General features: G+C 39.4%; 22 protein-coding genes and 1 tRNA gene. 5 read left to right on the top strand and 18 right to left on the bottom strand.

Features of this window, described 5'->3' with window-relative positions:
- Positions 1-146: 146 nt before the first annotated feature.
- The 8 genes from G7074_RS02950 to G7074_RS02915 form a co-directional block, all read right to left on the bottom strand.
- A complete protein-coding gene (locus tag G7074_RS02950) occupies positions 147-608 on the bottom strand; it encodes a RadC family protein (RefSeq protein WP_166206837.1) in 462 nt (153 codons plus the stop codon).
- A 192-nt stretch (positions 609-800) separates the two neighbouring features.
- Positions 801-1,193 (bottom strand): hypothetical protein, encoded by a 393-nt coding sequence (locus G7074_RS02945; protein WP_166206834.1) that lies wholly within the window; start codon positions 1,191-1,193, stop codon positions 801-803.
- Positions 1,194-1,321: 128 nt separating this feature from the next.
- A complete protein-coding gene (locus G7074_RS02940; protein ID WP_166206831.1) occupies positions 1,322-2,275 on the bottom strand; it encodes a hypothetical protein in 954 nt (317 codons plus the stop codon).
- The gene (locus G7074_RS02935) at positions 2,268-2,555 is read right to left on the bottom strand and encodes a hypothetical protein (protein ID WP_166206828.1); all 288 of its coding nucleotides are present in this window, start codon (positions 2,553-2,555) and stop codon (positions 2,268-2,270) included. Before G7074_RS02935 ends, G7074_RS02940 begins: the two co-directional genes overlap by 8 nt.
- A 44-nt stretch (positions 2,556-2,599) precedes the next feature.
- Positions 2,600-3,388 (bottom strand): hypothetical protein, encoded by a 789-nt coding sequence (locus G7074_RS02930; RefSeq protein WP_166206825.1) that lies wholly within the window; start codon positions 3,386-3,388, stop codon positions 2,600-2,602.
- 5 nt (positions 3,389-3,393) lie between these two features.
- Positions 3,394-3,870 carry a hypothetical protein gene (locus G7074_RS02925; RefSeq protein ID WP_166206822.1) on the bottom strand — a complete coding sequence of 159 codons (477 nt, stop codon included), beginning with the start codon at positions 3,868-3,870 and terminating at the stop codon, positions 3,394-3,396.
- A 30-nt stretch (positions 3,871-3,900) separates the two neighbouring features.
- On the bottom strand, positions 3,901-4,317 hold the full coding sequence (locus G7074_RS02920) for a hypothetical protein (protein ID WP_166206818.1): 417 nt from the start codon (positions 4,315-4,317) through the stop codon (positions 3,901-3,903).
- 211 nt (positions 4,318-4,528) lie between these two features.
- Positions 4,529-5,884 carry a Fic family protein gene (locus G7074_RS02915; protein ID WP_166206815.1) on the bottom strand — a complete coding sequence of 452 codons (1,356 nt, stop codon included), beginning with the start codon at positions 5,882-5,884 and terminating at the stop codon, positions 4,529-4,531.
- A gap of 339 nt (positions 5,885-6,223) precedes the next feature.
- Between G7074_RS02915 and G7074_RS02910 the strand changes: the two genes are divergently transcribed.
- Positions 6,224-6,300: transfer RNA gene (locus G7074_RS02910), tRNA-OTHER, on the top strand.
- A gap of 38 nt (positions 6,301-6,338) precedes the next feature.
- Here G7074_RS02910 and G7074_RS02905 read toward each other — a convergent pair.
- Complete coding sequence (locus G7074_RS02905; RefSeq protein WP_166206813.1) at positions 6,339-8,285, bottom strand: ATP-dependent endonuclease; 1,947 nt, start codon at positions 8,283-8,285, stop codon at positions 6,339-6,341.
- 603 nt (positions 8,286-8,888) lie between these two features.
- On the opposite strand from G7074_RS02905, the gene G7074_RS02900 reads away from it, so the two are divergent.
- Positions 8,889-9,548 carry a hypothetical protein gene (locus tag G7074_RS02900; protein ID WP_166206810.1) on the top strand — a complete coding sequence of 220 codons (660 nt, stop codon included), beginning with the start codon at positions 8,889-8,891 and terminating at the stop codon, positions 9,546-9,548.
- A 210-nt stretch (positions 9,549-9,758) separates the two neighbouring features.
- On the opposite strand, the gene G7074_RS02895 is transcribed toward G7074_RS02900, so the two are convergent.
- Positions 9,759-10,049 (bottom strand): hypothetical protein, encoded by a 291-nt coding sequence (locus tag G7074_RS02895; RefSeq protein ID WP_166206807.1) that lies wholly within the window; start codon positions 10,047-10,049, stop codon positions 9,759-9,761.
- A 317-nt stretch (positions 10,050-10,366) separates the two neighbouring features.
- On the opposite strand from G7074_RS02895, the gene G7074_RS02890 reads away from it, so the two are divergent.
- Positions 10,367-10,771, top strand: coding sequence for an EVE domain-containing protein (locus G7074_RS02890; RefSeq protein WP_166206804.1), 405 nt, complete (start codon positions 10,367-10,369; stop codon positions 10,769-10,771).
- 167 nt (positions 10,772-10,938) lie between these two features.
- Entirely contained in the window at positions 10,939-11,502 is a 564-nt protein-coding gene (locus G7074_RS02885) for a hypothetical protein (protein WP_166206801.1), read from the top strand.
- On the opposite strand, the gene G7074_RS26975 is transcribed toward G7074_RS02885, so the two are convergent.
- From G7074_RS26975 to G7074_RS02875, 3 genes are all read right to left on the bottom strand, one after another.
- Positions 11,492-12,142 carry a hypothetical protein gene (locus G7074_RS26975; RefSeq protein WP_240916456.1) on the bottom strand — a complete coding sequence of 217 codons (651 nt, stop codon included), beginning with the start codon at positions 12,140-12,142 and terminating at the stop codon, positions 11,492-11,494. The two genes, G7074_RS02885 and G7074_RS26975, sit on opposite strands and share 11 nt — an antisense overlap.
- Positions 12,139-12,681, bottom strand: coding sequence for a cation:proton antiporter (locus G7074_RS26970; protein WP_240916455.1), 543 nt, complete (start codon positions 12,679-12,681; stop codon positions 12,139-12,141). Before G7074_RS26970 ends, G7074_RS26975 begins: the two co-directional genes overlap by 4 nt.
- 71 nt (positions 12,682-12,752) lie before the next feature.
- Positions 12,753-13,274, bottom strand: coding sequence for an acyl-CoA thioesterase (locus tag G7074_RS02875; protein WP_124560168.1), 522 nt, complete (start codon positions 13,272-13,274; stop codon positions 12,753-12,755).
- Positions 13,275-13,537: 263 nt separating this feature from the next.
- On the opposite strand from G7074_RS02875, the gene G7074_RS02870 reads away from it, so the two are divergent.
- The gene (locus tag G7074_RS02870) at positions 13,538-15,028 is read left to right on the top strand and encodes an alpha-amylase (RefSeq protein ID WP_166206798.1); all 1,491 of its coding nucleotides are present in this window, start codon (positions 13,538-13,540) and stop codon (positions 15,026-15,028) included.
- A gap of 149 nt (positions 15,029-15,177) precedes the next feature.
- Here the strand turns inward: G7074_RS02870 and G7074_RS02865 are convergent, their stop codons facing one another.
- The 5 genes from G7074_RS02865 to G7074_RS02845 all read right to left on the bottom strand — a co-directional run bounded on the left by G7074_RS02865 (position 15,178) and on the right by G7074_RS02845 (position 20,898).
- Positions 15,178-16,104, bottom strand: a complete 927-nt coding sequence (locus G7074_RS02865) for a hydroxypyruvate isomerase family protein (RefSeq protein ID WP_166206795.1) — start codon at positions 16,102-16,104, stop codon at positions 15,178-15,180.
- 3 nt (positions 16,105-16,107) lie between these two features.
- On the bottom strand, positions 16,108-17,121 hold the full coding sequence (locus G7074_RS02860) for an FAD:protein FMN transferase (RefSeq protein WP_166206792.1): 1,014 nt from the start codon (positions 17,119-17,121) through the stop codon (positions 16,108-16,110).
- An 11-nt stretch (positions 17,122-17,132) separates the two neighbouring features.
- On the bottom strand, positions 17,133-18,452 hold the full coding sequence (locus G7074_RS02855; RefSeq protein ID WP_124560164.1) for a Gfo/Idh/MocA family oxidoreductase: 1,320 nt from the start codon (positions 18,450-18,452) through the stop codon (positions 17,133-17,135).
- Between the two features lie 36 nt (positions 18,453-18,488).
- The gene (locus G7074_RS02850; protein ID WP_124560163.1) at positions 18,489-19,454 is read right to left on the bottom strand and encodes an SUMF1/EgtB/PvdO family nonheme iron enzyme; all 966 of its coding nucleotides are present in this window, start codon (positions 19,452-19,454) and stop codon (positions 18,489-18,491) included.
- Between the two features lie 166 nt (positions 19,455-19,620).
- Complete coding sequence (locus G7074_RS02845) at positions 19,621-20,898, bottom strand: DUF5103 domain-containing protein (RefSeq protein ID WP_166206789.1); 1,278 nt, start codon at positions 20,896-20,898, stop codon at positions 19,621-19,623.
- Between the last annotated feature and the right edge of the window lie 19 nt (positions 20,899-20,917).

Here is a 20,917-nt window from a genome sequence, read left to right as displayed (position 1 = left end):
ATCGCCTCTTTTAGCTCATTTTGTCGGCTGTTTTGTCGCCAATTTGTGGCTCAAAATGATTCAGTATATATTCGTTTAAAGAACTTGGAACACGCTTATCGACAAGCGTAGCGGAGTTAATAATTTGTTATTTGTCGCTAAGTTAGTTAAATCTCGTTATCATCAGCAAAACTGTAATAGCCATGATTTGTAATAATCAAATGGTCAGAGACCTCAATATCAAGTAGCTTTCCTCCTTCTTTCAATTTCTGAGTTAACCGTTTATCAGCTTCACTTGGTATCAATCCTCCACTCGGATGGTTGTGAGCCAGTATTAATTTGCTGCTATTCGTCTTTAACGCAATCGCAAAGATGATTTTAGGATCAGCCAACGTTCCAGCCACTCCACCAACCGAAATATCGACTATTCCTAATACGCGGTTACTGGTATTCAGTAAAATCACCTTAAATTCCTCTAACAGCTCGATTCTGCCTAATTGCCAATGTTGCATCAATATTTGGTAAGCATCCTTTGAACTGTTAATTTTTGGTCGTTCCGTAATGTTGTAGTTTGATCTGTAGCTTACTTCAACTTCAGTCACTCTAAATGAGGTTTGTTCTTGTACCATATGATTTATTAATTATGGTACGATGGCAAGCTTTAATCGCAACTAAGCAAAGGAGGAACGGAATAAATTGGTTGTGTGGTGGCCATTGGAGCGTTTATGCCGTAGTTCCTTTAGGCGTGTTGAGATTACAAGCTTAAATTTGTGTAATGATTAATAATTATGTGTACCATCTCGCATGATCTGTAAAACACTCTAATTTATACGAAGAACCATTTTTTCTCCTTCTTTTCCCCACTGTACTTGCCACGACTTACCATTTACTTGGTCAAGCAAAATAAAGTTATATGTGTTCGTAGTAGGATAGAGGAAGAATCTGCCATTTTTCTCTTCGGCAGGACTTACCTGAGAGACATCCGAAAGTGTACTTTCAAATCTATACTTGCTCTCTGTGCCCCATTGAACTTGCCACATTTGGCCATTTCTAGTGTTCAGTTTTATAAATGTATACATGTTCCTAGTGGAAAAGAGTCGATACACGACAGTGCTGTCTGGTGAAATATTTTGTACAGGCGGTTCCGATGTGCTTTGAGCGCTAGCTGCAATTGATAACAAACCAAGAGTTAGAAAGATGAATATACTTTTCATGTTAGTTAAATTTTAGACATTACATAAAGAGCAATGCATTAAGTGGATAGTGTTTGCTTTGTAAGTTTATGGCGGATTCCCTTAGGTGTGATGAGATTATAGGCCTGAATTTGAGTAATGGTTAATTTCTATATAAAGTCGAACATGCTTTTCCGATCAGCTGAAGAATGGAGAAAGAAACTTTCCATGTTCCAAGGGGCTCTTTTAACTGTGTCGGAAAAGAAACTGCAATTGACAAGATCGTCGGTTTGCATCTCAATACAAACAGAGTTAATATCTAATTCATAGCATTCAGCGTATGTCTTGTGGGCTGGATTAGGGAATGAATCCTTATATATCTTATTATAGGGTGGTTGAAAATACTTTATTAAAGCAGCCTCTGTAAAATTGATGACTTGTTGTTCATTAAGACCAACATTTTGTATCTTATTGAAAACTTTCTTAAACCTCTTTTTATCGGCCTTTCTTTCTTCGTTGCTGAACTTAGTTCGTCCATCAAACATCATCAAATTCAATTGCCTGAATGAAGCTAGGGCTAACCAAACTTCATAATCAGGATTGTTTATCATTGCTTCTGCATAAATCCCCTGCAGAGTAGAATGATTCACTAATCTGTCAGGCGCAGTTCTTGCTCCATCCACACCATAGGATTGACCGACATATAACACATCGAAATCTAGGAATTCTGTATCTATGCCAGTACTAGCCTTCTGGATCAACGTAGAAGCTTTGATGTGATAATTCTGAACACCATCAACCATGATGTCGAATATATTGAATGGATATTTGCTTTCAATCGTCAATTCTTTATCCTTAAACTTATGGCCTAATTTCAATTCCACCTCTTCAAATGAATTCTGCTTCTGAATCTTAAACGTTATATATAACAAACTCTCGTCATGCTTAAACTTATCAGGTACGACTGTAACCCTAGGCCTCTTGCCAATAAAATACAAATGACAAGGATCTTGCTCGTCAAAGTAATTCAGATCGCCCACCATATGAAGATCTGTTTGCTGTAGAATCATCATCTTCTCTAGATACATGTTTATAGCAAACTCAGAAGGTAGTCGCTTAGTCATTATTATCCTTAAGGTTTGTTTTACTCAGAGCTGGATTCTCAATAAGAAATTTGTCTATCTGTAGACCTAATTCGTCCACCATTGATTGAGGATGGATTATATTGGGTCCTCCACTTTGATACCATCCATTCTGGTTCTTTTGCATTGTTAAATAGAAGTCTAAATCACTATACTTATTTACGAATAGGTATTCTGTGTCATTAGCTGTTACTATGGGGCCGACAACTAATTCTCCATTAGGAAGTGTAGCAGTAGCGTCAAGTAAATACTTTTTAATCATGAGGTGTTATTTAGTTATAGCCAAATATAATTATTTAATAATGTCTAGTATAGCCGCCTGATAATTAACATTGCTTCATCTCTTGCCTCTTCTATCGTTTGAAAAGATCTTTCATAAAAATAGAATAAAGCTATGCTGAATTGTGCTATCTCCAGAAAGATAAATTCATTTAAGTTGTGAAAGAAGTGGTTATTGTCATTACTCGTCTTAAATACAACTAATGAATTGACTTGATTATCCTTTGTTCTAATACTTAGTCTTAACAAAGTTTTTCTGATTTCATTAGTAACTTTACTTGGAGAACTGTTTTTGTTCTGAAGTAACATAGATAAAGGAAAATCAGCAAGATATGGAATATGTTTACCATTCATTGGGCTTAAGAATTTCATAGTAATATTCATGATATGAAACTTATAATCTATGATCTCTAGCCATCGAATTATATTTGAGGAATCATCCCTCATCAATAGTCTGCCATTATCTTTGAAATACTTTAAGATTAGCTGAATGTGCTTTTCCAGTGAGTTTAACAATTCCGAGTTGCACTTAGCACATGCTCTTATTGTTGATCTGTTATAAGTTTGTAGATGACCATTTAATGTTATATCAAAGCTTAACTCATTGTCTTTGTTAAATACCCAACGAGGTATAATATGTTCTTTGGTTAAACCATGGTTTGAACCACAAAAGTAACATATGGGCAATTCATCTGTCCTAATCGCTTTTCCCTTGTTATCTCTTCGGATAAAGTTATCTCTAATATATGTAATTATGGTTTTATAGTTATATCTTACAGAAACTCTTAAACTTGTTAAATTCGGTTCAGATGCCATCAATATCACTTGCTTAAGTATTTAATATAACCATCTCCAACCCTTTCCTTTAGCTTCGCAAATGTAATGTTCCTTGCCTCATTATGGTATCTAGTAATATTGACTGATGATGCGGAAGTGCCATGTGTGGATATTACGCCACCATTGTAAAGGGAAACTATATTATTGTTGCGCTTTAAGGTTGTAACCATATGGCGAGCCCCTTTAACATCATTCCATGTTGATTGGGATTCCCAAAGTCGGCCAACTTTATAGTGAGTGTGTTTTATGTTATCTAAACCCAAACTTCTGGCGATCTTATCTGATTTATCGAGGTTGTAGCCAATACGGCCACCGCCAACAGCTCCGAATACTGTAGTAATTACTGCTATTATTGGAAATAACTGCGATCGTTGGCTCTTCTTGATGTTCATTGCCATAAATCCAAAAGAGGATATGAAGCCTAGGATTGCTCCGAATATTGAACCCGATAAAGCATTCATCGCTGATTAATTTAACGTTTAAAAGATATATTAGGGCTTCTTCTTAAAAGTGTAATCAATACCAAACTTCTGCTTTTCCTGTTCTTTTAATTCATAGCCTGCTTTGCTCATAAAGTTTAGGAAATCAGTAGGGGTCTTAAATTCAAGTTCTTTACCTTGTTCATCAATGACTTTAAAGAACTCCGTCTTATATTCTTTGCCAATTTGAGGCTTTAGAAGTTGTTTGCCTGCAACATAAAATTCCCCATTGCTAACAGATGATAGTTTGACTTCAAAGTATTCTGATTCGACAGTAGTAGTGGTGTCTTTTCTTATCTGTTTTTCATCCATTCCAACAACCTTTGTTGTAAGGATATGTAAGGGTTTTTCTTTATGATTACAGGATGTAAACGTTAATAGCGCGACCATTAATAGTACAGCTATCGATATTAAGGGAGTTCTCTTCATTATGAAAGGTTAATTTGTTACTAATGTATATAGTTAAAGGTTAGTTACCATACGGTAAACCGTAAAATACTCATATTTAGTGAGACGGAGCCTAGCCTTTTCATTTTAAAGCGATATATCATCGCTGAGGTAACATATATATCAAATTTCTCGAAGGGTGAGGAGATTAGAAGCTTAAATTTGCACTTGATTTAATCAATTTCTATTGTAGTTAATCAATGTTAATGGCATTTTTAACCTCCTGTATTATTTCTTTCTTAAGGCCTTTAATTAGCATATTAATATCACTGTTTGAAATAACTCTTCCATAAGGCAATCTTGTCTCTAACTTTGTATCTTCTAATGTTATTCTATAGTGATATCTCTCTAGAGTTACGTTAATTTCATGTTTGAAGTCAATTGATGTAGTTGCCTTCTTTAACGCATTAAATCTAAACCAGAAACTAAATTTGGCAAGCTTAGGTTGCGTATCAATTAATTTCTTCAAGAAATCCTCGCTTGCCGTTCTTTGGACAGTATGAGGCTCCAACTTGTCGCTTGATTCTGGATAATATGCAAATAAGTAAAAGCTTGTACTCACGAATAAATCAGAAATGCTATCAACCAATTCACTTGCACTGTCGAATAACGGAAATATACTTTTATTGACCATTTCAAGTATTGTAGCCTTGCTCTTTTCCTGATCAAACTCATCTGGTAAAGAAGCAAGTTTTCGTCGTAAGATAGAAAGCTCTTTCTCAACATCATCCTCTTCCTCTATTGTTTCTCCTCTTGATGCTTTTAATTGGATATTGATGCTCCAAAGTAGCTGATTGGCGATGTAATCGACAAAATATTGGATATCGCCTGAATCTGCCTTATTTAGAGCTGAGAGATAATCTTTCTTTTCTTCAGCTTTAATGATCACAACCGGAAGACCAGATCTAAGCAAAACATAATTCATGAGTAAGCGTGCGGTCCTCCCGTTTCCATCATCGAATGGATGAATCCTAACAAACTTATAATGTAAAGTGGCTGCTAAGGTTATCGGGTCTTCAAGTTCTTCATTATCATTATACCAAGTAATAAGCTTATTCATTTCATTAGGTACATCTGCGGGTGCGGTATAATGAAAAATTGTTCCGTTAGTAAGTATAACCGAGTTAGGAGTTGACTTATATTCTCCGGGGATAATCTGTTTGCGGGTAGAATCCCCACCTTGTGTTCTGGCATCTTTCCAATAGGGCTTAACCAACAATGTTTGATTTAGTGTTCTAACTAAGTTTTCTGTTAAAGGGCGTTCCTTGTCTTGAGCTTCAGTTTCAATCATAAGATATGCAACATCATGTGCTTGCATTTCTTCGTATTCCCTAAATTCATGATTGCCTTCGGTTCTGTCAAAACGAAGTAATAGTTCTGTTTCTGTGTAGGTTAATGTATTGCCCTCAAGATGGTTGGAATTGAAGTTAAATTCTAATCTGAATTTATCATCAATTTGCTGTTTCACTTCTTGAGTGAATGGTTGTGCACTTTTGAATTCGGCGATTGTATGAGCGAGTTTGTTTTTGAGTTCTGTTGATTGAAGCATATTAATTATGATATAAAACAAATATAAGAATCAAAATCGCTTTATAATGCTATTTACAAGTTCTATAATATTCAATCACCCTTTTAACAAAAACCTCCATCCTTCCTTTAATGACTGTAATTGTTCATAAGCTGCATTAATTCCCTCTATAGGATCTTTTATCTGTAAACGTTCCAATCGTTTTGGATCTCCACCGGATATTCTCCTTTCAAGCTCTATAAACTCTTCAAGTGTTTGCCAAATCAAAACATTGATTACCTTTGAATTGGTTGAAAAGGAGGATCCTTCTAAAGGTCGGGCACTCTGGTTACCTAGAATATTATAGAGTGACAGCCAATGGCATTAGTAGTTCAACGGGTAGAACACTTAAATAAAGCTGATTTAAGAGGTTGTTGGTTCGAACCCAACCTAATGTCCATTAGTTGAGAATATAATTTAAATCAGTTGTGATACATTATTCGTTACCTCTTTTTGCAAATTCTATAACCACGTCAACTAATCTTTCAAGAGATTTTGATTTAAGCCCCTTAATCCATGAACTTTCTAAACACCTAGCAACTGCTAGTGGATTTTTATGAAGACCAGCTGCATTACCGTAAAATGCACACGCTTGATTCCAGTGTTCCTTCCAGTCATCCCCAATCTCCTCTCTTATGGTGTTGGTTATATTTGTTTTCCAACAGACTGTATTTTGCATAAACAAATGATCATCTGGCCACTCATTGTTATCATATACACCCTGTATAGCTAAGATTGTTTTGTTTTCTTTTTTATGTAGCCTAACCTCATTGGTTCTGCGCGCTTCTTCCTCAATTTGGTCTTTGTCAGTGTCAGCATCAAATATCACGAATGCAGGTATGCTAAGAAGTTTTGCCATGGTTAGAGGTTTAATCAAATTATTTTTTCCTTCAACAGGAACAATATGGCATCCATATTTACGAAAGTCATTCAGTCGTCCAGTAAGAATTAAGTAGGTTGTTAGATATGCTATATCTTCATATCCTTCAACTAATACCAATACTTTACAAAAGAACATCTCGTTCATGACTGGATTCAGTGACGGATATAGCTTTGCAACCATCCCCATTTCTTTATTTAGTTTTTCCCCAACACTTTCCAATTCCTCTGCAAGCTTAGTATAAGCTAATGATGATATTACTGTGAAACTAGGGTTTCCATTTTCACGAACAATTCTAATCTTATCAAAGTTCTCTCCGGGGATAAATAATGGATTGTGCGTACAAACTAGAAGCTGTGAATCTTTTCCTGATAATTCAATTAAGGTCTCGGCTAGATATCTTGCCTGCGGTGGATGCTGATATAATTCTGGTTCTTCAATTCCCATAATTAAGGTAGGAGCTGAAGTGTCATCTATAAGTGCCAACTCTTGTAATAAGGCAAGCATATAGGATCGTTGCAGACCATGACCAAATCTAGCCAATTCTGCTTCGAAACCACGTTCTCCAATTTTTATGAAAGCATATGGCTCGTCAATTCTAATTGATTTCTCTTGATCTTCCTTCCAAAGTACCTTGGCTGTAATATTTGGATGTGACCAAGCTGCAAGTCTTTTCTGTAATGAAGCTGAAATTTCATTAAGAGCCCCTTGCTCATTCTCTAGCATTTGCTGGTAATGTGCTTTGGCGGCTAAACGCATTTCCGTGAGCCTTTCATTGAAATTAACTTTAGATCTTACAGTTCTTGCAAGCAGTTGACCTAATGCGCTGGTCTTAGATTCTTCCCCTTCATCTGAGGCATCTTTGGATGCAGAAACAAATACCCATTGAATATAAGGAGCAAGTTTGTTACTCCCTTTGGTAATTCCATAAAATTGGTCTTCACTTGGTATCAAGACACATAACTTTGAATTAGCATTTTCAAAATCATTTAGACTCTGGGTCATTGCTGTTTTTGTTCCAGGCTTTGGTAAATCAGCATACTTTTCTTTTAACTGTAAGTATATTGCTTGAAGATCTGAAACGCTTGCCCCGGCTTTCAAAGCATCGAAGAAGGGTTTAAAATCCTCCATGGCAAGTCTATTGCCATACTGTTTTATCTCCGCCCTTTGCGTTTGTGGATCATATACTGCGACAGCGGATACAATTAATTTGTCATGTCGAACATAGTTGCTTAAATCTGCTTTAGCTTGATCTGAAAGTTCAGTAAAGGTAACTGTGATCTTGATTTCATTATTTGTGTTCTTATGATGAAAATCACTATCCACAAGTTTGCTTAGATCCGTCCTGCTATCTTTTGATTGCCTGAAGAAGATGTTTAATGCATTAAACACAGTTGATTTGCCAGCCCCATTAGGCCCGACGAAACATGTATAATCATCTAGAGTTATTGTTTGGTCTTTAAAAGAACGAAAGTTCTCAATGCGTATTGATTCTATTTTCATTATGAGAGTTTTATTATTAGATATGTAAACATAATGATTTGGAATGATAATTTGCGTACCGACATGCGTATGGAACGAGGGTCGTTGCAGTAAAGTTCGCAGAACGATGCAACGATATGTTTTATGTAATAAAACACGATGCTTTGGCGAGATTATTGAATTTTAAATTCATGTATGGTAAGTCCTCAATAATCATGACAAGCTGAAGCCTGAGTGACCACGCAGGTACGCTGAACTAGGAAAGCGGTTAGATTTATCCAGGATGCAAGCGAAGCAAATCCTAGATAAATGTAAGTGAGCTTTCACGAAGCCATCCGCTTTGCCAAAATTAAAACCATGACAGAAACGTAGTGAATGGCGTGTGTTTTAAGTGGCATTAGACATGGCGTAGTACCGATCTCCCTAATCGGATTTGCAGTGCCCTGAGCTAAGAATTACTGGCTAAAAGTAACAGCAGAAGCTTAAAAGAAAGCTGATTGTTGCCAAATCACTGATTTAAAGACTAAACCATTCCTTTCTCCGCTTAAGCCACAGTTTTGGAGAGAGGAATGGCTTTAGGATGTCAATGATTATCTGCATATTTGGATTGTAATGCTCCCAAAGATGTATAAATTGTATCTAGTCGCTTTGATTATCATATCATCGACTCTAACTAAAGCACAAAGCACACATAAAATTGCTTTAACGAAATTCGCGACCATTGACTTTCCGTCACTTCCAATAACCTTCGATACTCTAGGTGTTAAAACTTACAGGTACTCTAATGATGATGCTGAATACCTTGTTGCTATGAAGGACATGACTAAATTAGACGGCTTTTACTTAAAAGCTGAAAATTTAAAGGATTTTTATAGAGGCTTAGAGGAAAGCACATTGAAAGGTGATAAGGCTAAATTAATCAGCAAAAGGACATTTATCGTAAACGGGCTTGAGGGTATAGAAATGGTTTATTTGGGGTCAACCCCAAGTCTTCCCGATTTAAAATTTAAGCGGGCGATATTTATCAATGGCATTGTGATTAGCATAGATTTTATGACGTCTGCAAAAAATAAACTCCAAACCCAAGCAGAACGAGAATTATTCTTCAATTCATTTTCGATTATCGGAAAGAAAACTGATTTGAAACAAGAAACGATCAATCGTCAAGTGGAAGAAAAGCAAGGCTTCAGTTACATATTAGAACGATCGTTTGGTTATATCTTTATAATTGCTTTTATTATCTGGCTTTGTAGAGCTTTTAGGACTAAACAACCCGAAGATTAAGTACTTTATGTATTGCGCCACAGTTTTAGTGAGTGGAATGGATTTAAGATGCTATGGTACTATAGCAGTTTGATAGCAGGTAGGCCGTGTTTTTTGTCAGCTTCATAGAAGTTAATGGGGTTCAGCAATTCCAAATATTAAGAGTATAGGGAAATAGTATTCTGTAATAACTGTGGAATTGACGAAATTCAATTACAAAAGAAGTTTGTTTTACGGTTGCGCTTGTTTTTTTCTCTTCCACATCTGCCAATAGTATTTTACACATCCGGCAATACCGCTTAAAAAGAGTATTGCATTAAAAGCATTAAATAATATATTATCGTATAAAGCTACTGGGCTGCTGAGATACCATAGAAGAAACATTGCAATAAAGGTGATGGTATAAATGGTAAGCCAATCAGCTTTTGGATTGATAAAACCTTTAATTATGAAATATATAAATGTGCCTGTAACCGCGGTAGTACCTAAAACCTCGCCTACTGTGTAACCTGTGATTTCCATTAGCGTTAACTTAGAATTCAAGTATAATAAAAAAGCACAACATTGCAACGGATCTTTATCTTGCCTTCTTTCGATAATTATTTCCTAATCCATTCCCTTTTCTTAGTTTTGGAGTCTAAATAATAGAAATAAACATAGGGCTTATTAGAGCCAGTAAATGTTTTCGGAATGCTTAGATAGAACTCATAATCTTCCCAAATGTGTATCAATTGGGATTGTTTTGACTGTTTCATAATTTGCTTTTGTCGCCACTTTTGTCGCCAATCCGAAAATAGAACTAATAATATGTCTTTAAAGCCCTTTAAACAATACAATACATGAATCATTGGTTAGTGAAATCAGAACCTTTTAAATACAGCTGGGAGAAATTTAATGAAGATGGCCGCACCTTTTGGGATGGTGTGCGCAATTACCAGGCCCGGAATAACCTCAAAGCAATGCAGGAAGGCGATTTAGTACTTTTTTACCACAGTAACGAGGGTAAAAACGTAGTGGGTATTGCCAAAGTAGTAAAAGAGTTTTATCAGGACCCTACAACCGATGATACCAACTGGGTGGTGGTTGATTTATCGCCTGTTGAAAGCTTAAAAAAACCGGTTTCGTTAGAGCAGATCAAAGCCGAACCAAGTTTGGTTGATATTTCGCTGGTGCGCCAGGGCCGTCTTTCGGTTATGCCTTTAAAAGCTGCCGAGTTTGATAAGATCCTGGAGATGGGAAGCTAGGCAGTTTGCAGAGGGGACTTTTCAGTTTGGAGGTGGCAGTTCTAAGTTTGGAGTTTTTAGTTGGCAGTTACTGAACTAAAGCCTAACGCTAAGCGCCTGAGGCCATGCTCCGTGCATTACGCTTTTACATGAGATCTTACTATCTTGAGCAATCTTAACGCTTTCATATGAAAACCATCTTTTTTACCCTCTCTCTTTTGCTTACCGCTACTCTGGCTATGGGTCAAAGCATTAAACCCTATATCGCCATTGTTAAAACCGAAAATGTTAAGTACAAAGGTATTTTACAAAGGGTAGATTCGGTAAAGGTGGTTTTAAATCATGAAGGTACGCTTATTCCGGTGCTGCTTAATGAAATTAAAACGGTGCAAATCAGGACGGTCAAAAAAGGCTATGAAGGATTTAGTTTAATTAAAATTGGTGAAGACCGCGCTGAAGAATATAAAATGGATGCCAGTGGTAAAATGGTAGATAAATGGGGCAAAGAAGAACCAACTTTTAAGGAAGATGTATCGGCCACTGTATTTTCGGTTATTTTTACTGCATTGGGCAATGCCATTGCTTTGCCTATTCATGCCATTAACCCTAATGTTGCACGTTTTAAGTTCAGTGATAAAGCCCCCAAGCAGGTAAACGAGCTGAGTTATTATTCTATTTATTACCAGGCCAACCCCAACACTTTGGCCGAGCTGCAACAGCTCAAAGCCATTTCAGGCAGCTTTAGACCTTAGGTATTTCGGCTGTTTTTCTTTTGCTGAGGGTAATGCCCAACGTCATTATGATACTGGAGCCCAATACCACCAGGAATAAAAACGGCGTGCCTACTCCGGGTATTTTCAGGCTATCAGGTAGGTGCAAATACAGCAATATACTGATTAAACCACGCGGAGCAATGTATAAAATGGGACTCAGGCTTTCTTTTTTAAATACTTTTAGAAACACTAACCTGATGAGATAAATAGCGAGCAGGATGAAAAATCCGTTGGCTAGTACATTCTGGTTGTTCAGCTCGTTCAGGTTCATGGTAAATCCAAATATCACAAAAAAGAAGGTGCGTAAAATGAAAGCACTCTCGGCAGAGAGTTGGTAAAGCTGAGATAAATCTGCTGACAGATTTTTATACAAAAACACACTCCTGAACCAGGCATTCCTGATGGTATCGGCATTGTTGAGGAATAAACCGGTACTTAATATGAGCACCAGCGAAGATAAATGGTACGACTGACCTATGGCGTAAACGAGTATGAGTATGGCAATAATTAAAAAGAATTTAATGTGGTGTACAAGCCTGCCCATGATATAAAGCAATACCACGCAGGCAATGGCCGAGAGCAGTACAATTAAAAAAGTGCTTAAGCCGAGGCCAATCACTGCCGAAGTACTAAAACCATGGTTGGTAATGGCAAAGTTAAAGATAATAACCCCAGGATATCGGAAAAGGAAGATTCGTAAATTACAAACTCGCGGTCTTTATTGCCCAGTGCCGCTGCCGAAGGGATGGCAATGGCAGAACTAATTACGCTAAAAGGAATGGCATTGGCCATGCAGGTGTATAAATCCTGATGTGTGATTTGATAAATAATAGCGGTAATAACAGCAATGGAACCGAGTAAAACGCTTAGCGCCGATAATAAAGCGGTACGGATGACCTTGTTTTTATGCTGGTCGTATTTCAGCTCGAGCGAACCCTCGAAAACAATCAGAATTAGCCCAACAGTACCCAGCATAGGTAAAATAGACAGAAAATTGAAGGTATGGATCTGGAGATAATCGACCAGAAACCGCAGGCCTATGCCTAATAAAAGTAACAATAAAACCGATGGTACTTTGGTTTTACTGGCCACCAGATCAAACAGATAGGAGAAGATCACCAATCCGCTTAAAATAATAAGTATGGTATAGGTTGTCATATTTTTCAGCGCAGGGTAAGCTGCTAAAATAAAACAAACCGTTTAACTACCAAGAAGTTTTAGTGTAAAAATTAGGCTTTAAAGAAAAGTGCCTTCAGTTCGCTGGCATCATCAGGATCCATTTTACCACCTAAAACCAGACGTAACTGGCGACGGCGCAGGGCACCATCATACAGGTCTTTTTCCTCAGGTGTTTCGGGTATAAGCTCGGGTACAGGAATGGTACGTGCACTCTGATCTACGGCTACAAAGGTGTAATAGGCCTCATTGCTTTTCTGGCGTGCACCACTGGGAATGTTCTCTGCCCAAACATCTAAACGAACCTCTACCGAAGTATTAAAGGCGCGAGTAACCTTGGCTTCAATAGTAATTACGTCGCCGAGTTTAATGGGTTGCTTAAAAGAAACATTATCAACCGATGCGGTTACCACAATGCGGTTGCAGTGCTTTTGCGCTGAAATTGCCGCTGCAATATCCATCCAGTGGAGCAGGCGACCACCCATCAGATTGTTTAGCGTATTGGTATCGTTCGGCAATACCAACTCGTTCATGATGGTAAAACTCTCTCTGGCAAATTTCTTTTTTAAGCTCATTTGCCCGCAAAAATAAGGAAATTGTTGTTAAAGTTGTATTTAAAACGGGCAGCTATGCTATTTCCATGGAAATCTCTGCAACCAGCAGGAAAATTATGGGTAAGATTTTTCCCGCAGATGAAACAGACTAGCGCGCAGAGTGATTGTTTTGTTTTTCTGCGGTGATCTGCGCAAACAGCAGAAAAAGCGTACAGGGTTATTCCTGTAAATCTAAAAAAAAACAATTGCATATTAAACATGTTATGTAATCTAAAATCCAATTAATGCAGAACCAGACCCTGATCCAATTTTTCCATTGGTATTATAACGAAGAACAAAAATTATGGACTAAAGTGGCCAAAGAAGCCAGTCATTTAAAGTCGCTTGGTGTTACCTCAGTGTGGTTGCCGCCTGCCTACAAATCGCACAATGCGGCTTACGATGTAGGCTACGCCGTTTACGATTTGTTTGATTTGGGTGAGTTTGACCAGAAAGGCAGCTTGCCGACGAAATATGGATCGAAAGACGAATATGTACAAGCCATTGAAGCCCTGCACAAAGAAGGAATTGCGGCTTTGGCCGACGTGGTATTTAACCATAAAGCTGGGGGCGATGAGCTGGAGAAAATAGCCGTGCGCAGGGTTAACCCTGATAACCGGAACGAATTTACCAGCGATGTTTTTGAAATTGAAGCCTGGACAAAGTTTACTTTTCCCGGCCGCCAGGGTAAATACTCGGAATTTATCTGGACCCAAGAATGTTTTAGCGGGGTAGATTGGGCGGAAGACCTGCAGGAAACAGCTATTTATTCAATTCAAAATACCTACGGGGAAGGCTTCGAAGAGGTGCCCTCAACCGAATTTGGTAATTACGATTACCTAATGTTTAACGATATTGATTACCGCAACCGAGCAGTGATTGAAGAGTTGAAATACTGGGGCGAATGGGTGGTAGAAACCACAGGAATAGACGGTTTCAGGCTGGATGCAGTTAAGCACATTAACCCCGATTTCATTATCGAATGGATTGACCACCTGAATCATAAATATAGTCGCGAATTCTTTATCGTAGCCGAAGACTGGAATGTTGAAGATATTGAAGGTCAGCTGGCTTATATCGAAACTACAGGAGGCCGCACGCAGATTTTTGATTCACTTTTACACCACAATTTTTTCCTGGCCAGCAAAGCCGGCGGTGAATTCGACATGAGTGCAATTTTTGAGGGTACACTGGTTCAGGTTAAACCTGAGCTGGCGGTTACTTTTGTCGATAATCACGATTCGCAACCTTTACAAGCCCTGGAATCGTATGTAGAATTTTGGTTCAGGCCATTGGCCTATGCGTTGATTTTATTGCGAGAGCAGGGCATTCCTTGCTTGTTTTTCCCGGATTTATACGGAGGGATTTATGATGACAAGAATGAAGCGGGCGAGGATGTACATGTGGAGCTTGTTGGGATACCTGAAGTAGAAACGATGAGTAAAATCCGTACAGCTCTGGCTTATGGTGAGCAGCGCGATTATTTTGATCACAGCGATTGCATAGGCTGGACACGCGCCGGCGATGAGGAACATGAAAACAGTGGTTTAGCGGTGCTTTTGAGCACGGGAGATGATGGCTTTAAACAAATGGAATTAGGCGCTCATTTTGCAGGGAAAACCTTTGTTGATGCTTTGGGCAACCGGGAAGAGGAGATAACCATAGATGAAAACGGCTGGGCAGAGTTTTACTGTAATGCTGGTAGTGTTTCGGTATGGGTTTTGAAGGCTGGTTAAGTGGAAATGGGGTTGTTTTGTACAGAGACGACCATGGCTTTAGAAAATCCGTCATTGCTGAGAAGGCTTTTTCAGCCGGCGAAGCAATCTTTGAGCGCTGGTAGCGCAAGCATTAAAACTGCTTCGCGGTTGAAAATGACGGATTTTAATTACAAAAAGTTGTCCTCAGTACGGTAGGCCGAAATTACTGCCAGCTCACCTTCCTTACCACCTTTCGAGTTACCATGCTCCATCCCCATAACACCTTTATAACCTTTTTTATGAAGGTGTTTGAACAGGTTTTTATAGTTGATTTCGCCTGTGGTTGGCTCTTTTCGGCCCGGGTTGTCACCGATCTGGATGTAGGCAATTTCATCCCAGCAGCGGTCGATGGTTTTGATCAGATCACCTTCGGTGCGCTGCATGTGGTAAATATCGTAAAGGATTTTGCACGACGGACTTTTAACAGCCTTACATACCGCGTATGTTTCGTTGGTTTTTTGCAGAAAAAGCTCCGGGGTATCGCTTAAAGTTTCGAGTACCATAATTAAGCCATGTGGCTCAAAAACCTCAGCGCCTGCACGCATGGCATCTATTACGTTGGCAAACTGGTTGCCGTAAGGTAAATTACGTTCGTAAAAGCCGGGTACTACGGTTAACCATTTGGCATTGCATCGTTTAGCGGCTTCTACTGATTTTTTGCAGGTTTCTACAAACTTATCTTTAAACTCTTTTTTACCGGTAGTGAGCGATGTTTTCCAGTTATCACCACCATCAACCACAAATACCCCCATGCGCATACCTAATTTCGACAGCAGCTTACCAATTTTTTCCTGTTCTTCAACAGGGCGGTTCAGGTAACCGTTATCTTCTATTGAGCGGAAACCTTTATCGTACATAAACTGGATCTGATCTAAAAAGCTTTTGCCGGCATGGTTTTCGAACATGCCCTGGTGCGGAGCGTAATCGAGATTAAAGGTCTTATCGCCAAGAGCAGTACTAGGCTTTTCGGCTGCAAAAGTATTGGTAATTCCCGCACCTGTGGTTATAGCACCGGCGGTGAGCAGGCTATTTCTGATAAATTCACTTCTTTTCATCATTTAGTTTTTAAACTGAGGGGAGGGGATAATCAATTTTTTAAACCCTGTTGTCAGGGTGTCGGCAACGGTACCATCTTTTTTATGGTATACAAAATAAGCTTCGAGGTTTTTGCGGCTTTCAACAAAGGCCATGGCATCTTTGAGGTGCATGGCCATCAGTGCATTGTCGTAGCCATCGGCGGTAATGGCATCGTTGGCATAAACCGTTACACTGATCATTTCGTTATCCAGCGGATATCCGGTTTTAGGATTAATCAGGTGAGAGATTTTCTTTTTCCCGCTTTGGTGAAATTTGCGGTAATTGCCCGAAGTGGTAACGGCACCGGTATTAATGGCGGCAATATGCCTGATTACCGGCGTACCGTCTTTATCAGGTCCTTCGATACCTATTTTCATGGCTTGTCCATCGGGTTTAGGTCCTGCAATGCGGATTTCGCCACCCAGTTCGGCTACATATTGCTTAATGCCTTTTTGGGCAAGGTAAGCGGCAATAAGATCGACACTGTAGCCCTGCGCAATTCCGTTTAAATCGATCTGTACAGCTGGGTTTAACTTACTGAGCCAGCCACCTTTTAATTTTAACTGCTGCATGCCAACATTGGCCAGTATAGATTTGATGGTTGCCGGATCAGGTTCCGTTCTGGTTTCTTTTGGTCCAAAGCCCCAGGCTTGTACCAAAGGTGCTACCGTAATATCGAAAACACCTTTGGTATCCTGGTTAATTTCAAAGCTTCTTTTCAGCACAGCGCTCATAAAATGGTCTAATTTGACCCCGCTTTTGGAAGCGTTAAACTGATTGATCAACGATCCCTTTTTGTAAAGCGACATGGATAAATCGATTTCATTCAACAAGCTATCTATGCCTTGTTTGGTTGCCAAACTATCGCTGGCATAATAGGTAATTGCATAATCAGTTCCCTGTGCATAACCGCTTATTTTATATGGTTTAAGTTCCTGCTGAACAGAAAAACCTAAAAACAAGGGGATGAGCAGGAATAGCAATTTATAAGGCATTACGCTATTCGTTAAATTACTTTGGCCTGTCCGGGCATAGCTATCGGATACAAGCCTTTCTCATCAGGCATTAATTTAGGGTTGGCATCCCAGGCAAAACGCTCGGGCATTAAACTGATGTTCGATGCCAATGCTTCATCCCATTTAATGGTTTGGCCAGAATAAGTTGCATAACGGCCAATAATTGATGAAAATGTACTGGTTGCAGCATAATCTACATTGCTGAATTTGTATTCGCCTTTAGAAACCGCTTCGAAAAGTTCATCGTGCTCGGTTTGATAAGGGTTGGCATTTCCTTTGGTATTGTGGTTGTACAGCTCCTTGCCACTGTAATCTTTCATAATGGCCTGGTTGCTGCCCGATAGATATATTTTACCTTTAGTGCCCTGGAATGATTCATCAACGCGGTTGCTGATCCCCTCAAAGTGCCTGCACTGGCTATGGATAATTGCGCCATCAGCATAGGTTAACTCTATAGAGTGGTTATCGTAAATTTCGCCATAATCTTTACCGGTACGCCATGCACGGCTTCCGGTACCCTGTACCGAAATTGGGTGTGCATTTTTTACCCAGTTGGCAATATCGATGTTGTGTACGTGCTGTTCTACAATATGATCGCCGCATAACCAGTTAAAGTAATACCAGTTTCTCATTTGGTATTCCATTTCAGTTTGATTGGCTGTACGCGGACGTACCCAAACGCCACCGCTGTTCCAGTACACCTGGCCTGCCATAATATCGCCTATGGCACCATCGTTAATGCGTTTAATCGATTCGCGATAATTGGTTTGGTAACGGCGTTGTAAACCCACCACCACGTTTAGTTTCTTCTTTTTAGCTTCTTCGGCAGCTGCAAGTACTTTTCTGATTCCAGGTGCATCAACAGCAACCGGTTTCTCCATAAAAATCTGCTTGTTTTGTTTTACCGCTTCTTCGAAATGGATAGGGCGGAAACCCGGAGGCGTAGTTAGCAATACTACATCGGCTAATGGAATAGCCTTTAAATAAGCATCAAAACCTACAAACTGACGTTCTTTTGGAACTTCTACCTTTGCGCCGAATTTCGAGCTTAAAGATTGGTAGCTGCTATCCAACCGATCCTGAAAAGCATCGGCCATGGCTACCAGTTTAATGTTAAATTTAGTGCTTAAAGCCTGAAATGCTGCTCCGGTACCGCGGTCGCCACAGCCAATTAAGGCTATTTTAATGGTGTCCGATCCTGAAGCGTATGCTCCGGCCAATGGGATGCTGCTCAACATAGCTCCACCGGCAAGCATGGCTGTTGCCTTTAAAAAATCGCGACGATCTTGTTGATTAATTGGTTTTTTCATGTGTTTAGTTCTTTATTGTGGTTAGGGTGATTTTAATTAATAGTCTTTGATAGGTAACTTGTTGTAATAGGCGTCTATTTCTGCCTTTGAAGGAGTTTTTGCCGGCCTAACTAAACGCATCCCCACAAACGGTGCTTCAGGGAACCACCAGTTACTTTTCGGGATTTGCGGATCTAATTGTTTCCAGGTTGGATTTGAAGCCAGCCTTGCGGTTGAAGTTAGGTTATCGGGTGTTTCATCGTAAGACCCACCACGAACGGCATTGGGGTAAAGTTTTTCGGGTGTTGCTACAGGGTTTTCGGCTGTTTTGCCTGCGCTTTTAGCATAAAAATCGGCTATGTATTGGTCGTAAGTCCATTCGCTAACATTACCATGCATATCGAATAAGCCCCAGGCATTTGGCTTTTTAAGCCCAACCTGATGGGTTTTATTATCGCTGTTATCTTTATACCAGGCATAATCGCCCAGTTTGCTGGCATCATTGCCAAAGCCGTAAGTGGTTTCGGCACCGGCTTTACAGGCATATTCCCACTCAGCCTCGGTAGGTAAGCGGTAAAAAACGCCGGTACGTACGTATAACCATTTACAAAACTGAATGGCGTTATATTGGGTCATGGCTACCGCTGGCTGGTGTTCCTTGCCCATACCGAAAGTCATATCCAGATAAGGTTTGGTTGGACGCGTTACCGCATCAACATCAGCAGGAATGGCACCTTCGCTGGCTTTCTTTTCGTAATCGCGGTATAAGAAAGGTTCGAAAATATCCCATGTTACTTCGTGTTTCCCGATCCAGAAAGCATCGAGTTTTACTTCGTGTACAGGTTGTTCGTCGGGTTTACCCGTTTTACTTCCCATTTTGAATTTGCCTGCAGGAATGGCCTGCATATCAAATTTTAATTTAGTCCCATTGATAGATTGGGTGTACGGGCTGTTTGTGCTTTGTGCAAAAATATGTGCACAGGGATGGGCTAATAATGCTACGGCAATTAATTTTTTAAACATAATTTTTGGTTAGAAACACTTATTATCTAGGTGTTTATCTGGTTACTCCGGTTTCGCTAAAGTAAAGAACAGCAGATAAAACAAAGAAAATTAATGTAACAATAAAGGTAAGTATTGTAACATTAAAAGTCAAGTTGACAATTAATGTGTTTATGAAGGGGTTAATTTATCTTCTGTCGCTAACCTTATTGCTGAGGTTGGTAAAACCTACCAGGGTATCCCAGCGGGCACCCGGACGGCGGTAATAGACGAAAATCTGGTAACTGTTTTCTGTTTGAAAGAAAGCACCTTCAAATGCCCTGGTTTCCATTTGCTGGGTATCTTTGTTAAACCAGGCAAATTCATAATCGTATAAGCCTTGTTTAAGCATAATATTCCCATAAAACTGTTTGCGACTGGCATCGTACAACAGTTTGTTTTCGTTGCTCATGGTGTAATTATTGAAACGGCCTACTACGTAAGCATCGCCGTTAGAGCTTGGCGCGGCAGCGTTTAAGGTAAAAAGCACACCCATGTATTCGGCTTCTGTTTTATCATCACGGCCATCGGTATTGCGGATAAAGAAGTTGCCATTTTCATCGAACTGGTTGCCAAAGGCACCAACGCTGCGGGGCGCATCCTGAAAAAGCATCACGTTTACCGATTCTTTATCGCGGTAAATATCTTTCACATTATCGGCTTTGTACCTTAAACTACGCGTATCGAACTTCCGGAATTCGTTATCGCCCCAAAAATCGTTGGTATTTAAATCGTTATACACCAATTGATTTGGGCGTACAAAAGATGGCCTCGAATTAAGCTGAATGGTATTGGCATTAAAGTTCTGCATCACCACTGCTTTTAAATCCTGGTAGGGGTTTGGGATTGGGAAGGCATGATTAACCGTGAAGTTGATTTTTTGCTTGTTATTGCGAAATTCTACCTGTAAGGAGTTGGTTATTTCAGCTGCTATGGCAACCTGACTATCTAACACATAGAATCGCTGAGAAATTACCGGCTTGTTTTTGTCGCCATCCAAATAAACCTTTAACACGTAATTACCACCAATTTTAGGTTGTATCTGTGTGTTGGGCAGGCTAATTTCGTAATGGGTATATTTTCGGGCAGTGTTAGAAGAGTAGCGGTAATTGATGATGCGGTCGTCGTTAAAGCTGCCCAGATAATCTATAGTTGAGATTTGTGAAGACTTCCACTCGGCAGTACAATGTTCGATGGTGTACCAGTAATTTTTAGTGCCCGCCAGTAAATCATCAAAAGAAAAAGTAATGGTTTCTGACGAGTTGAGCATAATAACAGGCAAGCTCTGCTCTTTATTGCTGTTGTAACACAGCACAGTTTTAATGTTGGGAAGGTAAATTTTGTTTTCGCTGGTAAACGTTTTATCGTTTTGGGCAAAGGTGAGTGTCGGAATAAAGAAAAGTAGTACAGCGATTAGTTTTTGCATGGATAAAGCTACATAGTAT

The organism is Pedobacter sp. HDW13 (genome assembly GCF_011303555.1).
GTDB lineage: Bacteria > Bacteroidota > Bacteroidia > Sphingobacteriales > Sphingobacteriaceae > Pedobacter.
This window is presented reverse-complemented; position numbering and strand designations above follow the sequence as displayed.